The sequence below is a fragment of the Paenibacillus lignilyticus genome, from assembly GCF_017942085.1.
GTDB lineage: Bacteria > Bacillota > Bacilli > Paenibacillales > Paenibacillaceae > Paenibacillus_Z > Paenibacillus_Z lignilyticus.
Map to the genome: position 1 here is coordinate 21,908 of NZ_JAGKSP010000009.1, position 22,382 is coordinate 44,289.

Below are 22,382 nucleotides of genomic sequence, written 5' to 3' on the forward strand. Positions count from 1 at the left end.
TTGACTGTTTTTTGAGCAAAACATGGGATAACCAGAACGTGGGAACGGAGGGCGAGGAAGGATGAAGAAACGAAGTCTGGCCGATCGCATCGGCCAACGGGTACAAACCGAGCCGACGATCCGAGGGCCGCTTGCCGCGGAATTAGCCGTTGTATTGCCGCAGCTTCAAACGCAGTTTGAAGGCTGCGGCGACGTTCTTTATCACCGGTTCCGCGCTTCCGACTCCCGAGATGCGGTGATCGTCTATATTAACGGGCTTGCCGACGTTATCTCGATCGATCACGATGTGTTAAAGCGAATGATGGAGCCGCAAAATGCGCTCACCGCGTCCTCGCTGGCGGAATTGCGGGCCTGGCTTACGGTTATGGACAGCAAGGAGCATGTTACCTATGAAGAAATGGTGCCCGAATTATTCAGCGGCAGGCCCCTTCTCCTCGTAGATGGCATCCCGGGGGCGCTAAGCCTAGGGCTTGTCCATTGCGAGAAAAGAGGCGTGGAAGAACCGCAAGCGGAATCGGTCATTCGGGGAGCACGGGACGGCTTTACCGAGACGTTAATCGTCAATTTGACGCTGCTGCGCAAGCGTCTGAAGACGCCTGCTCTGAAAATCGATACGTTCTCGCTCGGCCGCTATTCCGAGACCGATATAAGCGTCGCGTTTTTGCAAGGCATCGCAAAAGAAGAGATCGTAGCCAGCGTCAAAAACCGGCTGCAACGAATCGAGATCGACGGCATTGTCGAGAGCGGAATGATCGAAGAGCTCATCGAGGACAGCGTCTATTCCCCGTTTCCGCAGCTGCAAACGACGGAACGCCCCGATGTGGCGGTCGCGGCCATGCTGGAGGGCCGAGTGCTGATTATTACCGATCATACGCCCTTCGTCATGATCGCCCCGACTACCCTGTGGTCCATGCTGCAATCGCCGGAAGACTATTACGAGCGCTTTCTGATCGGTACGCTGATCCGGTGGCTTCGCTATCTCTTCTTCCTGTTCGCGCTCCTTGCTCCGTCCGTTTATGTAGCCACGTTAACGTTTCACCAGGAGATGGTGCCGACCACCCTGCTGCTGCGCATCACCCAATCCAGGGAAGAGATTCCTTTTCCCGCGCTCGTGGAGGCGCTCATCATGGAGATCACCTTCGAAGCGCTTCGCGAGGCCGGCGTTCGGCTGCCCAAGCAGATCGGGTCGGCGGTCAGCATCGTGGGCGCGCTCGTGATCGGACAGGCGGCCATTCAAGCGGGACTCGTGTCGGCGCCTATGGTCATGATCGTCGCGATTACAGGGATCGCTTCTTTCATGCTTCCGCAATACGCCTTTAATATCGCGCTCCGCATCTTGCGATTTCCCATCATGATCATGTCCGGCATGTTCGGCCTCTACGGGCTGATCCTGTGCATCTTGGTGATCATTAGCCATTTATGCATCCTTCGTTCCTTCGACGTCCCCTATCTGACCCCTATCGCTCCTATACAAACCGACAGCTTTAAGGATACGCTGATACGCGCGCCTATCGGATTAATGAAACGGCGTCCAGCCGCTTACGCGAGTCCGGGCAATTCGAAGCGTCAAGGGGAGCCGGAGAAAGGGGAAGACCAGTGAAACTAGCGTCTATTCGCCGCTTGCTCCTCCCATGCCTGTTCGCTTTCCTCCTTACGGGCTGCTGGGATCGGGAAGAGGTCAATAATATGGCTTTAATCATTTCCGCCGGAATCGATAAAGAAAAGAATGGCATGGTGTCTCTGACGTTTCAAGTGTTCATACCGAACCCCTCTTCAACGGGAGGTGCTGCCGAGGGCGGCCAAGGCAGGCTATACACGGCATCCAATACGGCTAAAACGGTGCCGGATGCGCTCGCGGAGCTGCAAGCCCAATTGCCGAGAAGGTTCTCGTGGAGCCACGCCAAGGCTTATTTTTTCGGAGAGGCGCTTGCCAGGGACGGGTTACAAGATGAGATGGATTTTCTCGTTCGAGATATTCAGCCCCGGGAACAGGCCAATCTCTTCATCTGCAAAGGAACGGCAAAGGAATTGATTCAATCGCTCCAAGATCCCAACACGTACGAAACGCTGATTAAAATGTCCCAAAAGCCTTCCCTGCAGCATTCGACGCTTCACATCGTGGAGGAGTTGATCAGCGGCGAGTCCGGATCATTCGTTATTCCCGTCGCAACCACAATGATGCTCGCCTCGAACGGAACCAAGAAGGCCATCATAAGCGTTGAAGGCATGGCGGTTATAAAGGATCTAAAGCTGGTCGGATTCGTGGATGCCCCGCATGTGCAAGGCTTCAAATGGCTGACCAATACGCAGCTCAGCAGATTCGCGACCATGTCCGTTACAGAGAACGGCGGCATAGTCGCCATTCGAATGAGGCATTACCGGATGAAGTGGAAGCCGCGCATTCAAGACGGAAAATGGAAGATGACGATACGGATACGCGTAGACGGCGACGTCCTTATGAACAGTACGCATTACAACCTCATGAAAGATGACGATCGATTGAGGAAGCTGAGTAAGCGGTTCGAGGAGGATATGACAAAGCAGCTGAAAAGCGCCTTATGGCAGGCGCAGCATCGTTTCCACACGGACGCGATTGGATTTGCGAAAGCTTTCCATATCCACTATCCCGGGCAATGGCGCAAGGTGATGAACAGCTGGGACCAGCGGTTTACGCAAGTCGAGGTCGACTTTGACGTTGACATATTCATCAGGCAGCCGGGTAAAACGAGCATTCAAGTAAACAGAAAGAATGAGGACGCCCAATGACGGACATGAACATAGCCGAAAGACAGCTTTTCTGGATCATGACCAGCACGCAAATCACGATGACGCTGCTGCTTACGACTGCGCCGACGATACAGATCGCCAGTCAGGATGCTTGGATATCGGCGTTAATCGCGACGGGTGCCGGGCTCCTGATCGCGCTCGTATGCGCCAAGACGGCGCTTCGCTTCCCGGGAATGACGATAATACATTATGGCGATATTCTATTCGGCAGATGGATTGGCCGAGCCATCGGTTTTCTCTATATGATCTTCTGGCTCGTATTGCTCACGGTGATCTTGAAGCAGTTCGCGTTTTTCCTCTCCGAAACGATATTGCCTGAAACGCCGATGTCTGTCATCATCGCCATGATGCTGGCCGTGATTTTATATCCAACCCTTCACGGCGTCGGCGTGATCGCTCGCTGCTGCGAGGTCATCGGACCGATTGTCATGGCTGGCGTTATTTTACCCGTCGTCATGTCGGCCAATAATATGGAGCTGCAGTCCATCCGGCCATTCTTCGGCGATGTCAGCGTGTTCGGCATTCTGAAGGGCTCCATTCCCACGCTCACGTTTCTCGGCGACTGCGTCTTGTTGGTCATGATCATCGCCTTCGTGAAATCCAAGGGCAAAACGGTAAAGTATGCCGTGAGCGGCGTGCTTGTGTCCGGATTGTTCACGATGCTCTCGATTTTCGCCAGCTTGCTTTCATTTGGCCCCATGGTGAGCCAGAGCAACAATTATCCCTTGATGATGCTAGTGAGGGCCGTCTCCCTCGGCGGAATCATCGAGAATTTGGATGCCATCGCGGTTACGATTTGGATTATGAGCGTCTTTACGAAGCTCGCGCTGTACTTGTTCATATCCGGATACGGCTCCGCTCAACTGTTGGGCGTCCGCAATTGGAAGAGAATGACCTGGATTATAGCATGCATCGCTTACGGAGTAACCTTTATTCCGCTGAACGTCGTGGAAACCTCGATCGTTTTCCCGCAAAAGATCGCCGTCCGTTTTATGCTGCCTATTTTCATGATCGGTCTGCCTCTTTTGATGTGGGGATTGGCGGCTTTCAGACAGCGGACACGAGAGAGTCAAATTTAGAATTTCGAGACCATCGTCATCGTAGGACACAACCAGTATAAAGATCGCTTCAAGGAAATTCTTGAGAACGTCTTGAAGCGATCTAAGTTATTTATTAAAGAAACCCCTCGGTAGCATTTTCCTTGGAACCTAAACTCCATGAAAGCTAGTACCCTTTGGATCGAGCTGCGGCACCCCATTCACCTGCAAACTTCCTGAAATAAACTGCAGGGAGGCGTCCAAAATATCATAGATCATCACGATCTCCAGCGTTATGGATCGAGAATTGTTGGTTACGGTGATGTGATATTCAAAAACAGAACCCACCCATACAATTTTATAAAGAGCTATTCCCTCATCTTGATGAAAAAAGTCCACTTGTCATTCGTAGGGAATGATATCAAGTTCTTGTCATTGAACTTTGACAAGAACTTGATATCATAAAAACAAAATGCCGTAATAAATGCGGAATCTAATGATGTCCTTGTCAATTTAATCCGATAGCTAAAAAAGTCCGCGTTTTACGCGGACTTCAACGGACAATGTTCTTGTCAACCGACAATTGTACAAGCCGACGTCCACATCCGATACGTTGTTGTGTCATCCTCAGTAGGATTCCCGACTTTTGATTTTTTGAATCGCACAAAACTGTGTGCCTGGGTGGAGCGACTTCATCGTTGAGCCTCTACTTGCTTCTTTACCGTTTGAACCGTTAGGGTCTGCAGAATTGGAACGACTAAGCTTATAATCAACACGAACATTATGATCAAAAATACGGAGCGAATGGAATCCAGATGGAACATCGACTTGATGCCGTTCGTAATGAGCGGAGAGATAAATTGACCGAGATTGGCGAACGCCGTCATCAGCATAACCGCCAGCGTCCGGTGCTCGGCGGGAGCCGCCAACGCCATTTTGTTCAATAAAATGGGATACGCAAGTCCAAATCCGAAGCCGACGATACCCACCCCTGAAGCGACCATCCATAACGAGTGCGCTTCACTCATGAGCAGGAAGGCTGCGCCTAATAGAACGATAACGAAGGGAACCGCTCCTTTTCCCATCAAACCGGAAGTCCATGTCCCGGTAATCCCCGCAAGGAATACGAATACGAAGGAGATGGAAGTTAAATAGCCGGAAGTAGCCGAATTACCCAGCTTGTTGTCGATAACGAACGAAGCAAGATTGGTCGGAATGACATAATACAGAATCATGAGTCCGGTAGTCAATAAGCCAATCCGATAGACGCTGAGCGGCATAGGGCCCGATTTCGCCGGCTTATCTGCTTGCACGGTCATCTTCGGCTTATCACGCGGAACGAATAAAAGCACCAATATGAGTAAGATCAGCCCGAAGGAGTACGTCCAGAATACGCTTCTCCATCCCAAAGCTGTAATCGCTCCGCCGATTAGGAGGAAGAATGCTCCGCCAATTCCATTAACCCCAACGGTAAGTCCGTTCATTTTGGAACGTTCTTCGCCCTCGAAGTACTCCGCCACTAAGGCATTCATGAGCGGCGTAATAAATCCGATGCCTAGCCCTAGAATGGCACGCATCACTAATATCGCTTCAATTGAATGCATGAAGGATGGTCCAACGCCACCGATTATAAACAGAACCAGGCCGATGGATAGAATGGCCTTCTTGGAAATCCATCGGGCAAGTAAACTTCCGATCAACAAGCTCGGCAGGATGAAGAACGACGCGAACGTGACGACGAGTTGCACGAGCACCGGATTTGTTTCCGTAAAATCAAGCAGCAGAAGCTTGACGGCTGGTGCTGCCAGCATAGGCGCTAACGTGGAAGTAACCGCCAATGACAATAAGGTCAGCTTAAAGCTCTGTTTCATAAGATCCCCCTCTTTTCATCATAATCGTGATAATACAAATGGCTGCAACCTGGGAGCTCCAGGTTGCAGCCATTAGAAAGCGGAACGCCAGCTACCTAGAATGGGTACGTAACTCCAGTGAGTTGCTCGCTTAGACGCCACAGTTTTTTTGCTAGTTCGGGGTCGATCGCCCACGGTCGAACGCCGAAGCCCTGCTGACTGTCGGCTGAAACAGCCTCCGCGATATCCACGTCCTCGCAATACACGCCCCCTTGCCAATCAACTGCTCGCTCGTTGCGCACCATACGCTCGTCGCCGCCCCTTGCTCTACCGTCTTGAAGGTATCGGCATTCGCGACGGAAGTGGGCTTCTCCCCCTGCTCATCGTTCAATTGTTTCGGACGGCCGACCTCATCATCAGTCAGATGACGGCTGAGATCGGTCATGATAAGTCCGGGATGAACGGAGAAAGCACGAATGTGTTGGGCCTTGCCCCGATGGTCGAGTTCGACAGCGAACAATGCATTGGCGGATTTGGACTGGCCGTAAGCTTTCCATTTGTCGTATTCCCGATGGTGGAAGCTCGGATCATCGAAATCCACACCCCCGAGACGGTGACCCCGCGAGGACACCGAAACGACCCGCGCACCATTTGCCTTCCGCAAGGCCGGCCATAACCGGGCGGTCAGTTGAAAGTGGCCGAGATGATTCGTGGCAAACTGAGATTCGTAGCCTCTCGCGTCGCGGTTAAGCGGAGCGGCCATAATGCCGGCGCTGTTAATGAGCATATCCAATTGACGCCCCGTATTAAGGAATCGCTCAGCCAAGCCATCGATCGATGAAGGATCCATGAGATCGAGCATCTCCAATTCCAATCGGGGTATCCCTGCCACCGCGGACCGCGCTTTATCCGGCGTGCGTGCCGGCACGATGACCGTTGCGCCCGCTTCCGCCAGAACACGCGAGGTCTCAAGACCAATGCCGGAATAACCGCCTGTCACAAGCGCGATTTTCCCCGTCAGGTCGAGGTTTCCCAGTGCTTCCCGAGCCGTTGTCTGCGATCCGAACCCTGATGGAATTGCCGATTGATTGGTTCTTCCGCTGCTTGAATCAGACTTCATTTGAAGACCACTCCCATTCATGAATTATCACTTTGAGTCGTTTCTCAGAATGTCCCATGCATGCTTGAGATATTCGCGCCCAGGGATACTCCTCGGCGCTTATCGTTACGGTTAGTGATGCAAGACATCGTGTCCGAGAATGGTTTTCGTCTCAACGTACGCTGCCAGGCCGTAAGCGCCGAATTCTCTGCCGATGCCGGACTGCTTGAATCCGCCGAATGGCGCTTTTGGCTCATCGTACAAGCCGTTGATCAGCACGCGACCCGAGACGATTTGCGAAGCAACGCGATTGGCGCTCTCGAGATTGGACGAACTCACGTAGGCAGAAAGACCATAAATCGTATCGTTGGCGAGTTCAATCGCTTCTTCTTCGGTTTTATAAGTCAAGATGGACAGAACCGGTCCGAAAATCTCTTCTTTGGCGATCGTCATATCCATCGTGACGTTGGCGAACACAGTTGGTTTTACATAGTAGCCATTTTCCAAGCCTTCGGGATGTCCTTCTCCCCCTACAATCAATTCGGCGCCTTCTTCCGAGCCGAGTTTAATGTACCGTTGAACCGTCTCATACTGCTTCTGGTTAACCATTGGACCGATATAGGTACCATTCTCCCATGGGTTGCCGACTTTGATGCCTTCAACGGTTTTGACTACCAGTTGTTTTACTTCTTCCAATCGTTGCTCCGGAACGATCAAGCGGGAACCTACATGGCATGCTTGTCCGCTGTTGCTGAATGCGGTCATGACGGACAACGGAATGGCTTTGTTGAAATCGGCGTCGTCAAGGATGACGTTAGGCGATTTTCCTCCAAGTTCCAATACCATGCGTTTCATCGTAGCCGCGCCGTCTCTGGCAATGATTCTTCCCACTTGCGTGGATCCCGTGAAAGAAATCATCGCAATGTCTGGATTACGCGTTAATTCCGCACCGACCACATCCCCTCTGCCGTTAACGAAGTTGATTACGCCGGCCGGAATACCTGCTTCATGGAAGCATTCCGCGATGATTTGCGTTTGGATCGCGCTGATTTCACTCGGTTTGATGACGACCGTGCATCCTGCTGCGATGGCAGGAGCCAGCTTTGTGGAAATATGCGTATAGTTCGCGTTCCATGGCGTGATGAGGCCAATAACACCTAGTGGCTCAAGGACGACCTTCGCTTTGCCGATTTGTTTCTCGAATTGAAATTCTTTCATGACATCCATGTTATGAAGGAAGTTTTTAGCGGCATACTGCGTACGACCGGCTGTAGCTGCTGCAGGAGCGCCGTATTCATCAACGGCTACCTGATTTAGTAAATCAAACTTCTCCATCATGACATCGTGCAGCCGTTGCAGCATCTGGCTGCGTTCTTCGATCGTCGTATTCTTAAATGTCTTGAACGCTTCTTTCGCCGCTGCGATTGCAGCTTGGGTATCCCTCTCATCGCCCAACGTGACGCGGCCAATAACTTCTCTCGTTGCCGGATTGATGAGTTCTTGTACTTCGGTACCGTTTGTTTTTACGAATTTGCCGTTCATATAAATTTCATCAATGATTCTCATTGGTATAGGTCTCCCTTGTTGTTTTTTGTGTGAAGCGAACAGGATGCTTTATAACCTTAAACCTTAAAGTAAACTTTAAGGCAAGAGTTTTTTTGTCTTAAATCGATTTGCGCTTCCTTGCATACTATTCCTCGCCCGATCCGTATACCGAATTTACTTTGGGTATTGGAATTACGTGATCGCCTCCTCCTCCTTGCCTGGTAACCACATCAAGCCCATCTGGTTACGAGAATTACTTTAAGCCTTAAAGCGAACTTTAAGGCAAGCGTTTTGTTATTCGGATTTTCGACGTGGTCTCTTTTGAACTTTAAGGAGTAGGTGAAACGGAGATGTCCGGGAAAGGAGGTGTTGCTTGCGGCCATTCGATTAAAGACGCCGCGGAACGGTAAAGCAATTCTGGAAAATCAGAAGTTAGAGCTACAGAAGCTCCGGTAAGATGGACTCCATTCGCCATTTCCAGCGAAGTGTTTGTCGCTATTTTATCTTTTCGGAATATTACTCGCGGATAGGATCGCATCTATGCGTTAGAGGATTGGTATCCCCCGCTCAAACAAGCCATGGAGGGAATCACCGTGGAACAAGCCCGCTGGCGTCCCGAAGGCGTAGCGGTTTCGTAAGGTCAAGGTTCTATGGAGCTTGAGCAGAGGTCCAATTTAGTAAGTCATTTAGGTCATGGGGACATGACGAATTCCGAGGTTTTCGGAATCTCGCCTTTTTGAATCGATTCGTATTTGGATAACTTGTAATTTACAGCTTCAAAAGCACGGTCTAATTCATCTTGCTGCTTTTTCAACACCATTTTATGCTCTTCGAGGATAGCTTTTCTTTCCTGAATCGTGGATTCTCCTTGAAGCGCCAAATCTACAATATGCTTTAGCTTTGCTACAGGCATCCCCGTCACACGAAAGCAAGTCATTAAGTTTATCCACTCAAGATCCTTCACTTCGAAAATCCGGTTCCCATGAACATCTCTTTGGATAAAAGGCAAAAGACCTTCTTTATCATAATACCGGATCGTGTGTGCAGGAATGCCCAGCTTGTCCGAAGCATCTTTAATAGAAAAACTCATATCGATTCTTCCTTTCACATTCAACTTGGCCATGTTCGGTATTATCGCTTACTTGACCAGCAAACTTACCCATTTCGAAAATAACAAACGATAATGTACGCGGATCCAAGTTGGTCGTTTCATATGAAGACGCAAGCCCTCTTTGTTCAGACTCGAGCCACAGCTGAGGTAATGTGTTTGTTGCCTCCGATTAGCGCGCTGTGAGTGACTGCCGAGCCTCCCAGATATGGTTTGCGAACGACCTTCAGATCAGGCTTCTCTTCAATCAGTGAAGACATCAAGTGGACAAGGATATCCTGTTCCGTGAACGCTTTTTCACCCACGACTATGGTACTACAGGCGTTCCCGGACTGCCCGAAACGCATCATTAATCCTGCTGCCAATGCCAAGATCAGCAACGATCCGAGCGAGATTCCACACCTCTGATCAGTTTCGGATTCCGCGAATTTTTTCGGAGTCCGCGTGGTGTTATCGCCCTCTCCATCCGTCCTAACAAGTAATCGAACAACAGTGCTATTAAAGCTACCGGAATCGTGCCCACCAAGATTAGATCCGTATTAACTGTGGAAATGCCGCGAAAAATCAAGTCTCCGAGTCCCCTGCTCCAATAAGCGAAGCGAGTCCCGATGTCCATCTCCGAAAAGTGCAATAATACCTTCACTATCTTTTGGAGTAGTTTACCATGCGCCCCATTGAATTATTCGGCCCATTAGCGTAGCTCCAGAGGTGCATCAGTATGTGCATTAGCCAATTCACTCATCCGAACAACAGCTGCATGTCGGCAATAATACCCGATACCACCATATCCTTTTCGACTTTAATTCCGCATTCGCATTCACGTAATTCATCGGCGGCGCGGAAGCGTCGAGGTATTGGACCTTCGAATCGTGAATCCTTATAGACACGAATTAGTCGCGTTGCTTGTAAATCACGCGCCTTTAGCTAAGCATTAGCCCAATAAATAGAGATATCTTCTCCTTCAATCTGCAAAATATGACCACGCTCTCTACTTCACATCGCATTTCGAAAGGGAATATTCGCTGCCGTACCCGTTAGCCGAATCTATGAGCTATCCGTGTGAAGAATTATCCTCCCCAGCCTCCCCAAAAATTTTCGCCGTTTGTGTAGGCAGCCGGATTCCGTTTGATGTCTTGCATTAAAGTATCCCCTTTAATCTGCCATTCCCGGAGTGCGTCCTTCACCGACTTTTTCCCATTGACAACATCCTGGAACAGCGGCGGACCTAGCTTAAACACCGGCGACAGGTTTGGGGTCTCCCAATAAAGCTCTTCCCACTCTTCCGACGGAAGGACAGGCTTTAGCGCATAGAAGGCGCCTAGGTTGTAACTCATGCCCTCTTTCGGCTGCAGAATCGACTGACGAACCGGAAGATTACCGCTGCTTCGCGATTTCAACTTCCCCATGCGCTGGCTATTGTTATACGTAATGAAATCCCAAGCGACTTTTTTGTGTTGCGCTTTAGCGCCGATCGCCATCAAATTGGTTAATGCGATGCTACCTCCGATCCCCGGTGCCTCGGCAAAGGATGGAAGCGACACTACATCCCAATCGAGCGACTGGATCTTGGGATTGTCAGAATAGGTACGAGCAGCGGAAAGCGTGTTGATATAGACATTGCCTCCGATCAACATAGCAAGACGTCCATTTAGGAATAGATCGCTATTCGCATTCCCGCTATTCAAGTCGGAATGCGAAGGTACAATCTTATCAAGATAGAGCGTGGCAATATCGGTCCATGAACGGTTCCAATGCGGTGTATCAATAGTCATTTTCCAAGCTTTTTTATCGAATAGCTTCAATTGAAGCGGAGCGGAATATGTCAGGATATCATTAATGCCATCGCTTCCCCACCGATTAAAAGAAAAACCGAACTTACGAGTCTTGCCCTCACCCATGGCGACTTTCTTCGCGAGCTGAAGAACATCCGGCCAAAGCATACTGTCGGTTGGAGGAGAGACGCCTGCGTCGGTGAATAGCTGCTTATTATAGTATAGTGCTGCGCCTCCGAACGTCGACGTCAAGGCGTAGATGGAATGATCGTCCGCATCTCTAAGACCGTTAATAACGTTAGGTAGGAAGTCCTCCAGATCGAATTTGTTTGCCTTTATTAAGGGATCCAGTGGAGTAAGCAGATTATCCCGCGACAACCGGTGCAGAAAAGCAGAATTCTGTAAAATCAGCACGTCGACAGGATTGTTGCCGATCAACATCTGCATTAACGCCTCGTAATACTTGGGGCGCTCGAGATTGCCGGCGAGCTCTTCATTGCGCTGATCATCCATGTCGATGGCCGCGGTCAGCTCGATATCGACGTTTGGATGAGTTAATTCGTAATCATCCGTCAATTCCTGCCGTATGCCAGATTCATTGCCATCACTAGCATACAGGACGCCAATACGCAGTACTTGGCGTTCTTCTTCAACGTCACCTCCACCTGAACATGCGGCAAGTAAGCACGTAACGATGGTTAATGTTACTCCGAGCGTAACGCAACGATAACCTACGAAATTTTGTTTCGTTCTATTCTTAAGCATTATAGTTGGTTTCCACCTCCGGTAATTAAGGAGAGAACAGCCGTCTCGAGGCCCGCGGCTATCCCCCTTGATTCTCTTCTCAGCTAAGCGTTTCCCTTGGCATTAATTGCTGGGCTGACGCTTAATACATCATCTTAGGCCTTAAATGGACAATAACTTTAATAATAGATCTTTCTAAGCAATCGTTCAGTAAAGTAAATTACAATAGATTCGTAAGAATCAATTAAAGTGAAATCGCAATCGCATCATCCTCGAAATTACGATCAAAGCCGGATTTAATTGCAACGAAAAAACGGATTGGCTGTACGCCATCCGTTTCATTTCTTCCATTCATATGCTGCATCACTAAAATCCGTAAACCCGACAAAAAAAGGATTTGATTAATCTAGAAACCGTGTAGCTCTCTTCTTCGAGGACAAAGTGCCCCCCACATAACAGTACAAGTTCGACACAGGCTAGTTCCCGTTCTAGCGCGTATGCCCCTGCCAGTGTGAAAATAAAATCGTTTTTGCCCCAGGCAATTAAGGTCGGGGGTTGATAGGTCCGCAAATACTGCTGCCATTTCGGATATTGTTCCACGTTAGTCCGGTAATCGTAGCCTAGCGCCAACTGTATGGCGGCGTTACCCGGCCGATCTAGGAAAAACTGGTCCATTGTATACCCATCCGAACTGATAAGAAAAGGATTGCAAACGCCAAAAGTATATTGCTTCTTGGTGAACTCAAAATCGACAAGCGCAGCAAACGCTTTCTGGTTCTCAGGACTCGGATCTGCCCAAAGCGCTTTGAACAAATCAAATGGTTGTCCAAGCCCTATAGCATGTGCAACTGCGTTCTGAATTACGAAACCTAATACTCGCTCCGGATGACGGATGGCGAGCCTGAAACCAACAGGGCCACCGTAATCATGACAATACAAAATATAGCGAGGAATGCAAAGTCGATTAATTAATTGTTCAATAACCAATGAAAGATGTTCGAACGTATACGAGAACTCCTCCACTGAAGGCATACTACTGTTCCCGTATCCGGGATAGTCTGGTGCAATGACATAATAGCGATCGGCCAAGAGCGGTATCAAATCCCGAAACATGTGGGAAGAGCTAGGAAATCCATGAAGAAGAATAATTGCCGGATTCCGTGGATTCCCTGCTTCGCGAAAGAAAACTTCTAGTCCTTCGATGTTCATTTTCTTATACAGCACTGCCAAGGACATCTATAGTTCTCCCCTCTCTGCAAGGTTCAACCGTCTTACTATGATTATGAATAGGTAACCTATTTAAGACCTGAAGGATACATGTTGCAACCAAAAGGACAAAGAGACAAAAATATTAATTTTGTCCGCAAGGGCTGCGATAGAAGAACGAGTGAAGGGGTTGGACTTAGGGGCAAACGATTATTTGACGAAACCGTTTGATTTTTAGGCAAGAATACGGACATTGTCACGTATCTCATATATACAACAAGGAAATGAACTTACTTGTGGCGGCCTTCGCTTAAATATGTCTACGAAGATGGTTTCATTTCATGAGAATAGCCTTACTCTTACCAAAAAGGTGTTTGCTATTTTGGAATACTTGATGCTTCAAAAAGAACAAGTTATCAGTGCGGCGAGGTTAATCAATCACACGAGTGACAGCGATGCTGATGTATTTCCTGACACTTTAAAGTACCACATTCATGCGATAAAAAAGAAATTGGCAGAAGCTAAATGCGATAAAGAACTTCCTATAATGCCTATTCGCAATTCTCATACTTAACGGCTGCCGGTCCGATTTCCGCACATCTTTCCATAATGGAAAGTGATACGCTAACCGCTAGCGAATCCATTCCCAAAGCGGAATTATCCGCAAGCGCAGTTACTGAGGCAAAAAAGAAATTTGATACTGCCAATATGATTATCCTAGCAATTGTTTCGGTGCTTGGTATGGGTTTGGTTTATCTCTTTGCAGGCAGGTCGCTGCGCCCCATACATAATTTGAGCCATATGATTTCCGCCATAACCGACGATGATCTACGGAAGCGCATTCCTTATGAAAATAGAAACGATGAGGTAGGCCAGCTGGGTCAATCTTTTAATATCATGCTTGACCGGTTAGAAAAATCCTTTTCACAACAAAAACGATTTTTTGCTAATGCTGCCCATGAGCTTAAAACTCCCTTTATTTGAGCAGGGTTCCACCTTTACTATAACAATTATTTTTTGATCATAGCTTCATTCATTTTTTCTTTGTGAATACTAATTGAATTCCGCCCTGTACTTATGATGCCTTCATTTGATAACTCTTGTAAAACTACGGATACGGCTTCTCTAGTAGCACCAATCATATTAGCAAGTTCCAGATGAGTGATGGACAGATCGTTTTTTTGATATCCATCATTGTCGATGCCAAATTTGGAGGATAATTTCGACAGGAAAAATAGAACTTTACCTCGTAGATCTTTTGAGGAAATGATCTCCAACATTTCGTCCCGTTCCTTCAATCGTGTGCTTAACTCCTTCAGAATTCGTAGGATCAGTTCCGGATATTTTACTAATAAATTTTCGAAAGACTGTTTTGGAATCGAGCAAAAACATACGTCTTCAATGGCTTCAATATAATTCCCATGCGTCCCTAGTGAGAATGATTCACTTTCACCGAACATGCTTCCCGGACTAAGTATACCGACAGTATATTGCTTTCCGGACGAATTTGTTTTATAGAGGCGCAGCTTACCTTCAATCACGAATGACAAGACATTCCTTTCGCTCCCAGGTGTTTGAATAACCGTCTTTTTTTTCGGAAAATGAAAGTCCGTGATGGAAACTAATTGATCTAGTTCATTTAATATTTCGCTTGGGAGTGACGCAAAAAGCTTGGACGACGATAATCGTAAATGGGATTGCATATTCAAATTACCCCCTATTCTTCTTAATCAAGGTCATCACTATTAACACTAAGGGAAAAACGATACAGGGGAGCAATGAAGAAAGCGGATAGATTTTAGTTCCATACGTGAAGTGATCTGCGGTGCGAATATAGCTTTTAGAAGCATGTGCGAAGTAGAGGAGCCCTATCGCGAACAGAAACGGCTTCTTCTTGGAAATTCCAAATACGTGCCCTGCCACAAGCGTAAACACATATTGCATCACTATAATATAGACCATCGTAAGAACCGTCCACAGCCCGATCAGAAGGATTTCGATCCGTTCCAAATATTCTCCTAATTTCACCAATTGAATCGTTGAAAAGAACGGGTACGTTGATGTTTCGATATAGTTAAATCCTAAAGAACTAAGAGTCAAATAGGAAATCATAACCAAGTAAAGAGCTGACATACACATTGCAATGGTACAGGACGAGAAAATTTTGTTCTTATTTTCAACCCGCGACATGAGAAATCCAAACGTAATCATTTGCGAGAAGGTAAAGGTAAACAGATGCATACTTCCGATAACCATGTTCACCTTCGAGCTTTGGAGTTGAGGAAGAAAAGGATTCGTTTGAATTTCCGGAATAATAAACAAGCATGTGGCAAGAAAACCGATTAAAAAGAACGGGATGATGATGAGGTTTGTTCGCGCTAATGTACCGAGGCCGATATACACGGCATAGGTTGAACAAGCTGCGTAGACCAGTATTAGATAATCCGGTCGCGTATTTGGCAAAATCACAGTTGTATAGAACATGGATACTGCCCGAAAACCTCCCGAAGCGGTCTCCAAGTTACTAAGTAAATAGACACAGAGCAATACTTTGCTTGGCCACTTTCCGAGTAGCTTATCGCAAATTTCAGTCATATTGTGATTCGGGAACTGACGTTGAACGAACGTAATAATCGCTAATAATGTAATCCCGGCAACGAGATTGAAAACATTAGCAATCCATACATCCTGTTTCATTAGTTTGGCTTCGGTTAAAAACAAACTTTCGAAGCCTGCTATAAATCCGAATAACAAACAACTAAACTGAAGATGAGATATTTTCTCCTGCACTTTTAGTTAATCCCTCCTTCACTTGCTCAATAGATGCCCAAAGATGTACTGGGATAGCGGAGAAAATAAGGCGTTATTCAGAATTTCGACTGTTGGCCACTTTTTCCCGGTAAAAGGGGCGTAGTAGCCCGCGATGAATCCGCAAAGAAGCAACATCGTTATGGCATCGGATAGCTTGCCTCGGTTGCGCAACAAAAAAAAATACACGACGCCATAACTAAGGGAGCTGACGAAAATAGCTGCATTAAACATTTACGACTGCTCCTTTATGTATGTCGTCATACCCGATTTATCGAACAGAACGGTGACGTGAACTTGGATCGGAATCTTGGGGTAAAGAGTCTCCCAATCCTTTTGGATCGTTTTCCATGCTTGCGGATGATGCTGCATATAATAATCGGAGAACCCGAGAACGTCAATTTTCAAATCTTTTTGAAAATGCAGCAGACTCCTTCTTATTTTTTCCTCCAAATGATTAGAAGCCGCTTGCTCCATTTGTATAATGACGCTCGAATCGCCGACATCGATATCTTCATTCACGTCCTCCACGGATGCGCTGAATTTCAGATAAAGACTCAATTTCGGGCGTCCATTCTGAATGTCGCCGCTGATCTCCGAGTCTTTCTCATGGAATAATGCGGAAAATTTCAAACCGTCATTCGAATTGATCACTTCATTAAATTCCATTGTTCTCCAAAATCTATTTTTAGACAATGCGTTAAGAGTCAATACATCGTTTCCATCCACCCATCCCGCGAATTTCTGCTTGTAGATGATGGCCCCCCCGTTCAAAGACAGGAATTTTTTATCGCTTGTTTCTGAAGTGTTTACCTTGACCCTGCCGGACACAAACCCCCGATTGGGATTCTCAAATAAATCTACAAAATCTTTCAAAGTTAACGTTACTACCTGACCTGACAGTTTATTGTTGCGGACTTGACCAAGCAGATCATTGGGTAACAAATCACCAGACTCAGTAGCAAGCATCAGTTTATCCAAAGCTTGCCCTGGTGCGATAATCGGATAGGCTGTTATCCGAAATTCCCTCTTCCTTGTTAAGTAATCCACTACTTCGTATAAGGAATGTTTCGCGGCGCTCTCGCTGACGATAAAAAATTTATTATGCTGGAAAATCAAATTCTTCCCGACACGTGACCGCATTTTTCTAGCCGCATCCAACGGGGTTTTCCCTGTGGCACTGGAAATCCATGGGCTAAGAGACGAGGTTTTTTCCTGGCTTGTATTCGAGGGCATGATGCAAAAGGCGCTGAACGTATACTTTTTTGTTTCTTCATCAAAATCAATCGCTGCTGCCGTAACCAAAGCAATATCGCTGATTTCGTTTACATCCGGCGAGCACCCCCCTATCGAAACCATAAATAGGCACAATAAAATAAACCATACGCCCTTTTTCAGACTAATCCCATTCCTTACCTTGAAAATAATGAGATTGTCTTTTAGGCACATTTGACCCGCTCCTTTCGCGCTTGAATCCTCCTCTATACCTGACCGGGGGCAAGAAGATTTTCATAATCGTATTCCGAATCCCTTCTGATCCAATTGGGTCAAGAAACAATACACCGCAAAATCGCAAGGAGCATGCGTGGAAAATAACCATGAACATGCCTACGGATAATCCAAACATACCTGTAAGGGCGGTTAGAAACATCAATGGGAAACGCAACAAGCGAAGTGATATTGCCGTACTGTAGGATGGAATTGTAAAAGAAGCTATTCCCGTCATTGCGACAACAATCACCATCGGACGCGAAACGATACCCGATTGTACGGCAGCTTCGCCAATGATGAGCGCTCCTACAATGCTGACAGATTGTCCCATAATGCGCGGCAGACGCATACTAGCTTCTCGCAGCACCTCGAAAGCGACCTCCATGATCAAGGCTTCTATAAAGGTAGGAAAGGGAATCCCCGCCTTCGCTGAAAGAAACGTCATTAACAATGGCGTGGGAATCATTTCGAGATGGAACGTAGTCAATGCAATATAAAATGAAGGACCAATTAGTGATACAAACAACGTAATGAGTCGGATAATACGCAAGAAATTAGCGAAATAAAACCGTTCAAATTGGTCTTCGCTAGGATGCAGCATTTCAAAAAACGTACTTGGGGCGATAAGAGCATTCGGCGTGCCATCTACCATAATGACGATCTTACCTCTATTCATCGCCGTAACGATCCGATCAGGTCTTTCCGAATTCAATAGCTGAGGAAATGGCGAGAACGTGCTATCTTGAATCCATTCTTCGATTTGTGTGCTGTCCGACAGCACATCTATTCGAATGGAATCCATTCTGTGGCACAGTTCATTTAACACCCTGAAATCAACACGATCGCCGAGATAAAGGAGCATCACCTTCGTTTGACTCTCTTGGCCGATCAGAAACGATTTCGCTTTCAGATCCTGCGATTTCATACGACGTAAAACCATGCCCAAGTTTTTTTGCAAGTCCTCGGTGAAACCTTCGCGAGGGCCGCGGATGTTAAGTTCGATCTGCGGCTCATCGATTGCCCGCGTCTCGAAGCCCGGCAATTTGACCGCGTAAGCTTCTATATGCCCTTCTATTAACAAAACGAAATTGGCATCCGCTAAATGACTTACGATCTCATCTATCTCTGTGATAATGTTGACGTTACCTAATGTATGTAATGAATCCAGTACAATTTCTCTTGCAGGTCCGCTGTTCATTCGTAAATCCATATTCATTTTTCGGATGATTTGTTGGTTTAACCGATTTTCGTCCACAAGCGAATTCAAATACACAATAATGGCTTCGTCGCCCGTATCCTTGTCGCCAAGGTTACGGAACAAAAACAATTCGTTTCCAGTATAAAGGCGTTTCAATTCTTGCAGATTCAGGGAGGCAGACGCAAGCAATGGTACATGACTCATTTCCAATTCTTCCTTTCTTTATCACCTCCAGTATGTCCTTGTTGTGATATTTGATTCGTATCGCCCATGTCAGCATAGGATGCTGCCTGCATGACCCCGATAAAAAGCGGCATTATGCCAAAGGATATTTGTACGACAGGCGAATAAGGAACTACGATTACAGCAGGTAAGCATCATTCTTGATCTAATCCGAAAAAGCCGGCTGCCCAAAATAGGACAGTCGGCTTTTTCGCTTTCAGGACTATCTGTTAGTCCGGTTACTCCGGGTAATTAGAAGGCAAATAATGAATGTCGTGGCTGCTCCTGATTCTTAAGATTCTTTCGGCCTTATTGTAATGAACGTCACCATCGCCCGTATAAAACCACGTTTTCTGCTGACGCCCGTCATCAAGATCGTCGAAAATAAACACATTCAGTTCTTGTTTCCACTTAAGCAACTCGGCCATTTCCTTTGCCATCTCCGCCGGTAGATGAGCGGTTATCAGCGATCCACCCTTATCCTGAGCCTTCAATTCATACTGAATTTGCGGATTAGCGTCTGAATCTACGAACGTACGTCCGCCTACGGCATGCTTGATCAAAAATCTGGCCATTACGGCTCCTCCTTAGGGCAAGTCGATCAACATAAAAAAAGTTTCGTCTGCTTCGTGATCGCCTACAAGCTTCAACGCCGTTTCGTTCACGATACGCGCAGAATCCCGTCTGGAAAGTAATATCGTTGCATCCTTCTCGTCCGCTACCTTTAGCCGTCCTTCAATGACGAACAAAAACACCTTTCTTCCCGGTTGTTGTTTAAACGTTACGTTCGTGCCTGCTTTCAGTTTACTCAGATATACGGTCATATCCTGGTACAACTTCGCGACTGAATTTTCGACTGAATCGCTTGAAGCGATCGGCAGCAACCCGCCAGAGAGCGACTCCGGATCAAAACTCGTCGTCTCATAAGAAGGCTCAAGTCCTCGTTGTTCAGGATCAAACCAAAGTTGAAGCAGCGTGACATCTTCGGTATCGGATGGATTATGTTCGGTATGCACCACTCCGGTACCGGCCGACATGCGTTGTACAGCGCCAAACTTCGTTACCATCACGTTACCTAAGTTGTCCTCGTGACGGAGATCTCCATCGAGGACAATCGATAATATCTCCATATCACTATGTGGATGTGCCCCAAATCCGCGCTTTGGAGAAATCGTATCATCGTTCAAGATACGCATCGGTCCAAAAGCGGTATTCTCTTCATCAAAGTAATTCCCGAACGAGAAGCTATGGCTGCTTCTCAGCCAGCCAAGATCGAATGAGTGTCTCGACTCTGCCGGATACACGTAAATCACTATATCGTCTCCCTTATACTTTTATTTCAATTAAAGCGAATTCTCCAGCAATTCATCGTAGATGAAAGCTTGATTTATACTTTGGTCTGCCGGGATATGAAAATCAGGCAGGGAGCTGTACACAGACTCCTCTGCCTGATTTGAAAACGAAGCTTATCCGACGATCAAATTTGGGCTATTCCGCCATCCACGAACAATTCGACGCCATTTACATAACTGCTTTCCTCCGAGGCTAGGAACATCACGGCGTTGGCGATTTCCTCCGTCTTACCCACGCGGCTCAGCGGAACGGTATTCTTAGCGGACTCAAGGACTTGATCAAGCGCTTCACCAAATAGATCGTCATAGGCTGGCGTGTGGACCATGCCTGGACTAAGGACATTGATTCGTATTCCGGTGCCTTTCAAGTCCATAATCCAGTTCCTCACCATCTGGCGAAGAGCTGCCTTTGTTCCACCGTAAACGCTAAATCCTGCGTCGCCGATCGTGCCCGCCGTAGATCCGGTCAAGATGATTGTGCCCGTCTGGTTCGGAAACAGCGGCAAAGCTTTTTGGACGCTAAACAGAGTACCCTTTACATTTACGTCGAAGGTGGTCCGGTACTGCTCTTCCGTAATTTGACCCAAGGGCAGGATGCTACCAAGTCCAGCGTTTGCGAAGAGAATGTCCAAATGTCCTTTCTCCTGTTTGACCGTTTCAAATAGTTTATCCAGATCATCCAGATTAGACACGTCGCCTTGAACGCCAGTAATTCGTTCACCAATCAATTTCACTGCTGCGTCCAGCTCGCTTTGTCTACGGCCGGTAATGAAGACATGCGCTCCTTCCGCAACGAATCGTTGTGCTGTCGTAAGCCCGATGCCGCTTGTTCCTCCGGTGACGACCACGACTTTACCTTCAAATTTCCCCATGTGATAGATCACTCCCATAATATCGTTTTATCTACTGTCTTTAGGCGTTCGTTATTTGACTGCCCCATTCGCCCTTCGGTTCTAGCCAACTGACGCTTCTATCAACGATTAAATCGCCCAATGTTCCTTCGTAATCCTTGCGATATGGCTTTGTAAATTCTTCCGCAAGCCAGCTATCTCTCGTGCCTTGCCATGTTTCATAAATAACCAAATCATCCGGCTGATCCAGGTCATCGGAAACAATGGCGCTGATGAATGCTTTCTCGGATGACATTTCCTCGATAAGGGATGATAACTCCTTGCGGAATTCTTCTTTTTTCCCCGGTTTAGCTTTAAATCGAATATTCAGTTGGACTTGTTGATTGGACATGGTAACTCCCCCTATAACATTGTTTTTTTGAATCCTATCTTTGACCGCGTTATTATTTACTTAATGGTTCACGCTAATACTTTGCGGCGGCGGCTCCTTCGGTACTCCAAAGGATGAAGTAATCATAACTCTAAACAAATAATTTCTCAGTAATATAGATTACTTGAGCAGCCTGCAAACGAAGGAGAATTATGCCAATAGAAGCAGAAAAATCAAGACAGCTCTTCCATGGCTTTTTCGATATCAATCATGACCGTTCTTCGGCTTGTAGCGAGAATCCCCTCGTTCGAAAGCTCTTGTAATACAAGCGATACCGCTTCTCTTGTAGCGCCGATCATATTAGCCAATTCCTGATGAGTCAGCGGGATATCTATTTTGCGATACCCGTTTTCTTCCACGCTGAATTTTTTTGAAAGCCGGTTGAGAAAGTAAAGCACTTTACCTCGAAGATCTCTAAAAACAAGTTTTTCTACTAATTCATCCTGATCTCGCAATCTCGTACTCATTTCCGATAAGAATCGCAAAGTGAGTTCCGAATATTTGCTTAGAAGCGGCTCGAATTGTTCGGATGGAATCGAGTAAATCATCGTTTCTTCCATGGTTTCCACGTAAGTTCCGCTTGTGCCTAGAGAGAACGATTCGACTTCGCCAAACATCCCGCCCTCGCTAAGAATGCAAACTGTATATTGTTTGCCAGCCGAATTGGTTTTATATAAACGAAGCTTGCCAGTGATGACGAAAAACAAGCCGTTCCTCTGGTTATCCGGTGTTTGGATAATGGAGTTCTTAGGCAGCGTATTGACGTTCGCCCCCTTAGTCAACTGATCGATTTCATGGATAATTTCCACTGGGAGCGACTCAAATATTTTAATTTGCGACAATAGTGACAACCTGGGATTTTCAATTCTATTCATTATTCAT

General features: G+C 47.0%; 23 protein-coding genes. 6 read left to right on the forward strand and 17 right to left on the reverse strand.

Annotated elements, in window-relative coordinates:
- Positions 1-61: 61 nt before the first annotated feature.
- From I8J30_RS20140 to I8J30_RS20150, 3 genes are read left to right on the forward strand one after another with little or no spacing between them, the layout of a single operon-like run.
- On the forward strand, positions 62-1,600 hold the full coding sequence (locus I8J30_RS20140; protein ID WP_210661174.1) for a spore germination protein: 1,539 nt from the start codon (positions 62-64) through the stop codon (positions 1,598-1,600).
- Positions 1,597-2,766 carry a Ger(x)C family spore germination protein gene (locus I8J30_RS20145; protein WP_210661176.1) on the forward strand — a complete coding sequence of 390 codons (1,170 nt, stop codon included), beginning with the start codon at positions 1,597-1,599 and terminating at the stop codon, positions 2,764-2,766. The genes I8J30_RS20140 and I8J30_RS20145 overlap by 4 nt, the downstream gene beginning before the upstream one ends.
- Positions 2,763-3,866, forward strand: a complete 1,104-nt coding sequence (locus I8J30_RS20150) for a GerAB/ArcD/ProY family transporter (protein ID WP_210661178.1) — start codon at positions 2,763-2,765, stop codon at positions 3,864-3,866. Before I8J30_RS20145 ends, I8J30_RS20150 begins: the two co-directional genes overlap by 4 nt.
- Positions 3,867-3,995: 129 nt before the next feature.
- Here the strand turns inward: I8J30_RS20150 and I8J30_RS34275 are convergent, their stop codons facing one another.
- The 8 genes from I8J30_RS34275 to I8J30_RS20190 all read right to left on the reverse strand — a co-directional run bounded on the left by I8J30_RS34275 (position 3,996) and on the right by I8J30_RS20190 (position 13,178).
- On the reverse strand, positions 3,996-4,223 hold the full coding sequence (locus I8J30_RS34275; protein ID WP_210661180.1) for a DUF11 domain-containing protein: 228 nt from the start codon (positions 4,221-4,223) through the stop codon (positions 3,996-3,998).
- Positions 4,224-4,516: 293 nt separating this feature from the next.
- Positions 4,517-5,695 (reverse strand): MFS transporter, encoded by a 1,179-nt coding sequence (locus I8J30_RS20160; RefSeq protein WP_210661182.1) that lies wholly within the window; start codon positions 5,693-5,695, stop codon positions 4,517-4,519.
- 151 nt (positions 5,696-5,846) lie between these two features.
- On the reverse strand, positions 5,847-6,794 hold the full coding sequence (locus tag I8J30_RS20165; RefSeq protein ID WP_338044904.1) for an SDR family NAD(P)-dependent oxidoreductase: 948 nt from the start codon (positions 6,792-6,794) through the stop codon (positions 5,847-5,849).
- Between the two features lie 111 nt (positions 6,795-6,905).
- Positions 6,906-8,339 (reverse strand): aldehyde dehydrogenase family protein, encoded by a 1,434-nt coding sequence (locus I8J30_RS20170; RefSeq protein ID WP_210661184.1) that lies wholly within the window; start codon positions 8,337-8,339, stop codon positions 6,906-6,908.
- A 670-nt stretch (positions 8,340-9,009) separates the two neighbouring features.
- Entirely contained in the window at positions 9,010-9,408 is a 399-nt protein-coding gene (locus tag I8J30_RS20175; RefSeq protein WP_210661533.1) for a MerR family transcriptional regulator, read from the reverse strand.
- Between the two features lie 146 nt (positions 9,409-9,554).
- Entirely contained in the window at positions 9,555-9,776 is a 222-nt protein-coding gene (locus I8J30_RS34280) for a glycine betaine ABC transporter substrate-binding protein (RefSeq protein WP_420831247.1), read from the reverse strand.
- A gap of 717 nt (positions 9,777-10,493) precedes the next feature.
- Positions 10,494-11,963 carry an ABC transporter substrate-binding protein gene (locus I8J30_RS20185; RefSeq protein ID WP_210661188.1) on the reverse strand — a complete coding sequence of 490 codons (1,470 nt, stop codon included), beginning with the start codon at positions 11,961-11,963 and terminating at the stop codon, positions 10,494-10,496.
- A gap of 345 nt (positions 11,964-12,308) precedes the next feature.
- The gene (locus I8J30_RS20190; RefSeq protein WP_210661190.1) at positions 12,309-13,178 is read right to left on the reverse strand and encodes an alpha/beta fold hydrolase; all 870 of its coding nucleotides are present in this window, start codon (positions 13,176-13,178) and stop codon (positions 12,309-12,311) included.
- Positions 13,179-13,248: 70 nt separating this feature from the next.
- On the opposite strand from I8J30_RS20190, the gene I8J30_RS34285 reads away from it, so the two are divergent.
- From I8J30_RS34285 to I8J30_RS20205, 3 genes are all read left to right on the forward strand, one after another.
- Positions 13,249-13,386 (forward strand): response regulator, encoded by a 138-nt coding sequence (locus I8J30_RS34285; protein WP_210661535.1) that lies wholly within the window; start codon positions 13,249-13,251, stop codon positions 13,384-13,386.
- Positions 13,387-13,464: 78 nt separating this feature from the next.
- Positions 13,465-13,722 (forward strand): winged helix-turn-helix domain-containing protein, encoded by a 258-nt coding sequence (locus tag I8J30_RS20200; protein WP_210661192.1) that lies wholly within the window; start codon positions 13,465-13,467, stop codon positions 13,720-13,722.
- A gap of 35 nt (positions 13,723-13,757) precedes the next feature.
- Positions 13,758-14,132 carry a HAMP domain-containing protein gene (locus I8J30_RS20205; protein WP_210661194.1) on the forward strand — a complete coding sequence of 125 codons (375 nt, stop codon included), beginning with the start codon at positions 13,758-13,760 and terminating at the stop codon, positions 14,130-14,132.
- A 26-nt stretch (positions 14,133-14,158) separates the two neighbouring features.
- Here I8J30_RS20205 and I8J30_RS20210 read toward each other — a convergent pair whose 3' ends face one another.
- From I8J30_RS20210 to I8J30_RS20250, 9 genes are all read right to left on the reverse strand, one after another.
- Entirely contained in the window at positions 14,159-14,851 is a 693-nt protein-coding gene (locus I8J30_RS20210; protein ID WP_210661196.1) for a Crp/Fnr family transcriptional regulator, read from the reverse strand.
- 7 nt (positions 14,852-14,858) lie between these two features.
- Positions 14,859-15,938 carry a GerAB/ArcD/ProY family transporter gene (locus I8J30_RS20215; RefSeq protein WP_210661199.1) on the reverse strand — a complete coding sequence of 360 codons (1,080 nt, stop codon included), beginning with the start codon at positions 15,936-15,938 and terminating at the stop codon, positions 14,859-14,861.
- A 252-nt stretch (positions 15,939-16,190) separates the two neighbouring features.
- Complete coding sequence (locus tag I8J30_RS20220; protein WP_210661201.1) at positions 16,191-17,405, reverse strand: Ger(x)C family spore germination protein; 1,215 nt, start codon at positions 17,403-17,405, stop codon at positions 16,191-16,193.
- Entirely contained in the window at positions 17,356-18,849 is a 1,494-nt protein-coding gene (locus I8J30_RS20225; RefSeq protein WP_240548246.1) for a spore germination protein, read from the reverse strand. Before I8J30_RS20225 ends, I8J30_RS20220 begins: the two co-directional genes overlap by 50 nt.
- A gap of 257 nt (positions 18,850-19,106) precedes the next feature.
- A complete protein-coding gene (locus I8J30_RS20230; RefSeq protein WP_210661205.1) occupies positions 19,107-19,442 on the reverse strand; it encodes a hypothetical protein in 336 nt (111 codons plus the stop codon).
- 12 nt (positions 19,443-19,454) lie between these two features.
- On the reverse strand, positions 19,455-20,180 hold the full coding sequence (locus tag I8J30_RS20235) for a pirin family protein (protein ID WP_210661207.1): 726 nt from the start codon (positions 20,178-20,180) through the stop codon (positions 19,455-19,457).
- A 164-nt stretch (positions 20,181-20,344) separates the two neighbouring features.
- A complete protein-coding gene (locus I8J30_RS20240) occupies positions 20,345-21,091 on the reverse strand; it encodes an SDR family NAD(P)-dependent oxidoreductase (protein WP_210661209.1) in 747 nt (248 codons plus the stop codon).
- 40 nt (positions 21,092-21,131) lie between these two features.
- A complete protein-coding gene (locus I8J30_RS20245; protein ID WP_210661211.1) occupies positions 21,132-21,461 on the reverse strand; it encodes a putative quinol monooxygenase in 330 nt (109 codons plus the stop codon).
- Between the two features lie 212 nt (positions 21,462-21,673).
- Positions 21,674-22,375 (reverse strand): Crp/Fnr family transcriptional regulator, encoded by a 702-nt coding sequence (locus tag I8J30_RS20250; protein WP_210661213.1) that lies wholly within the window; start codon positions 22,373-22,375, stop codon positions 21,674-21,676.
- Positions 22,376-22,382 lie beyond the last annotated feature (7 nt).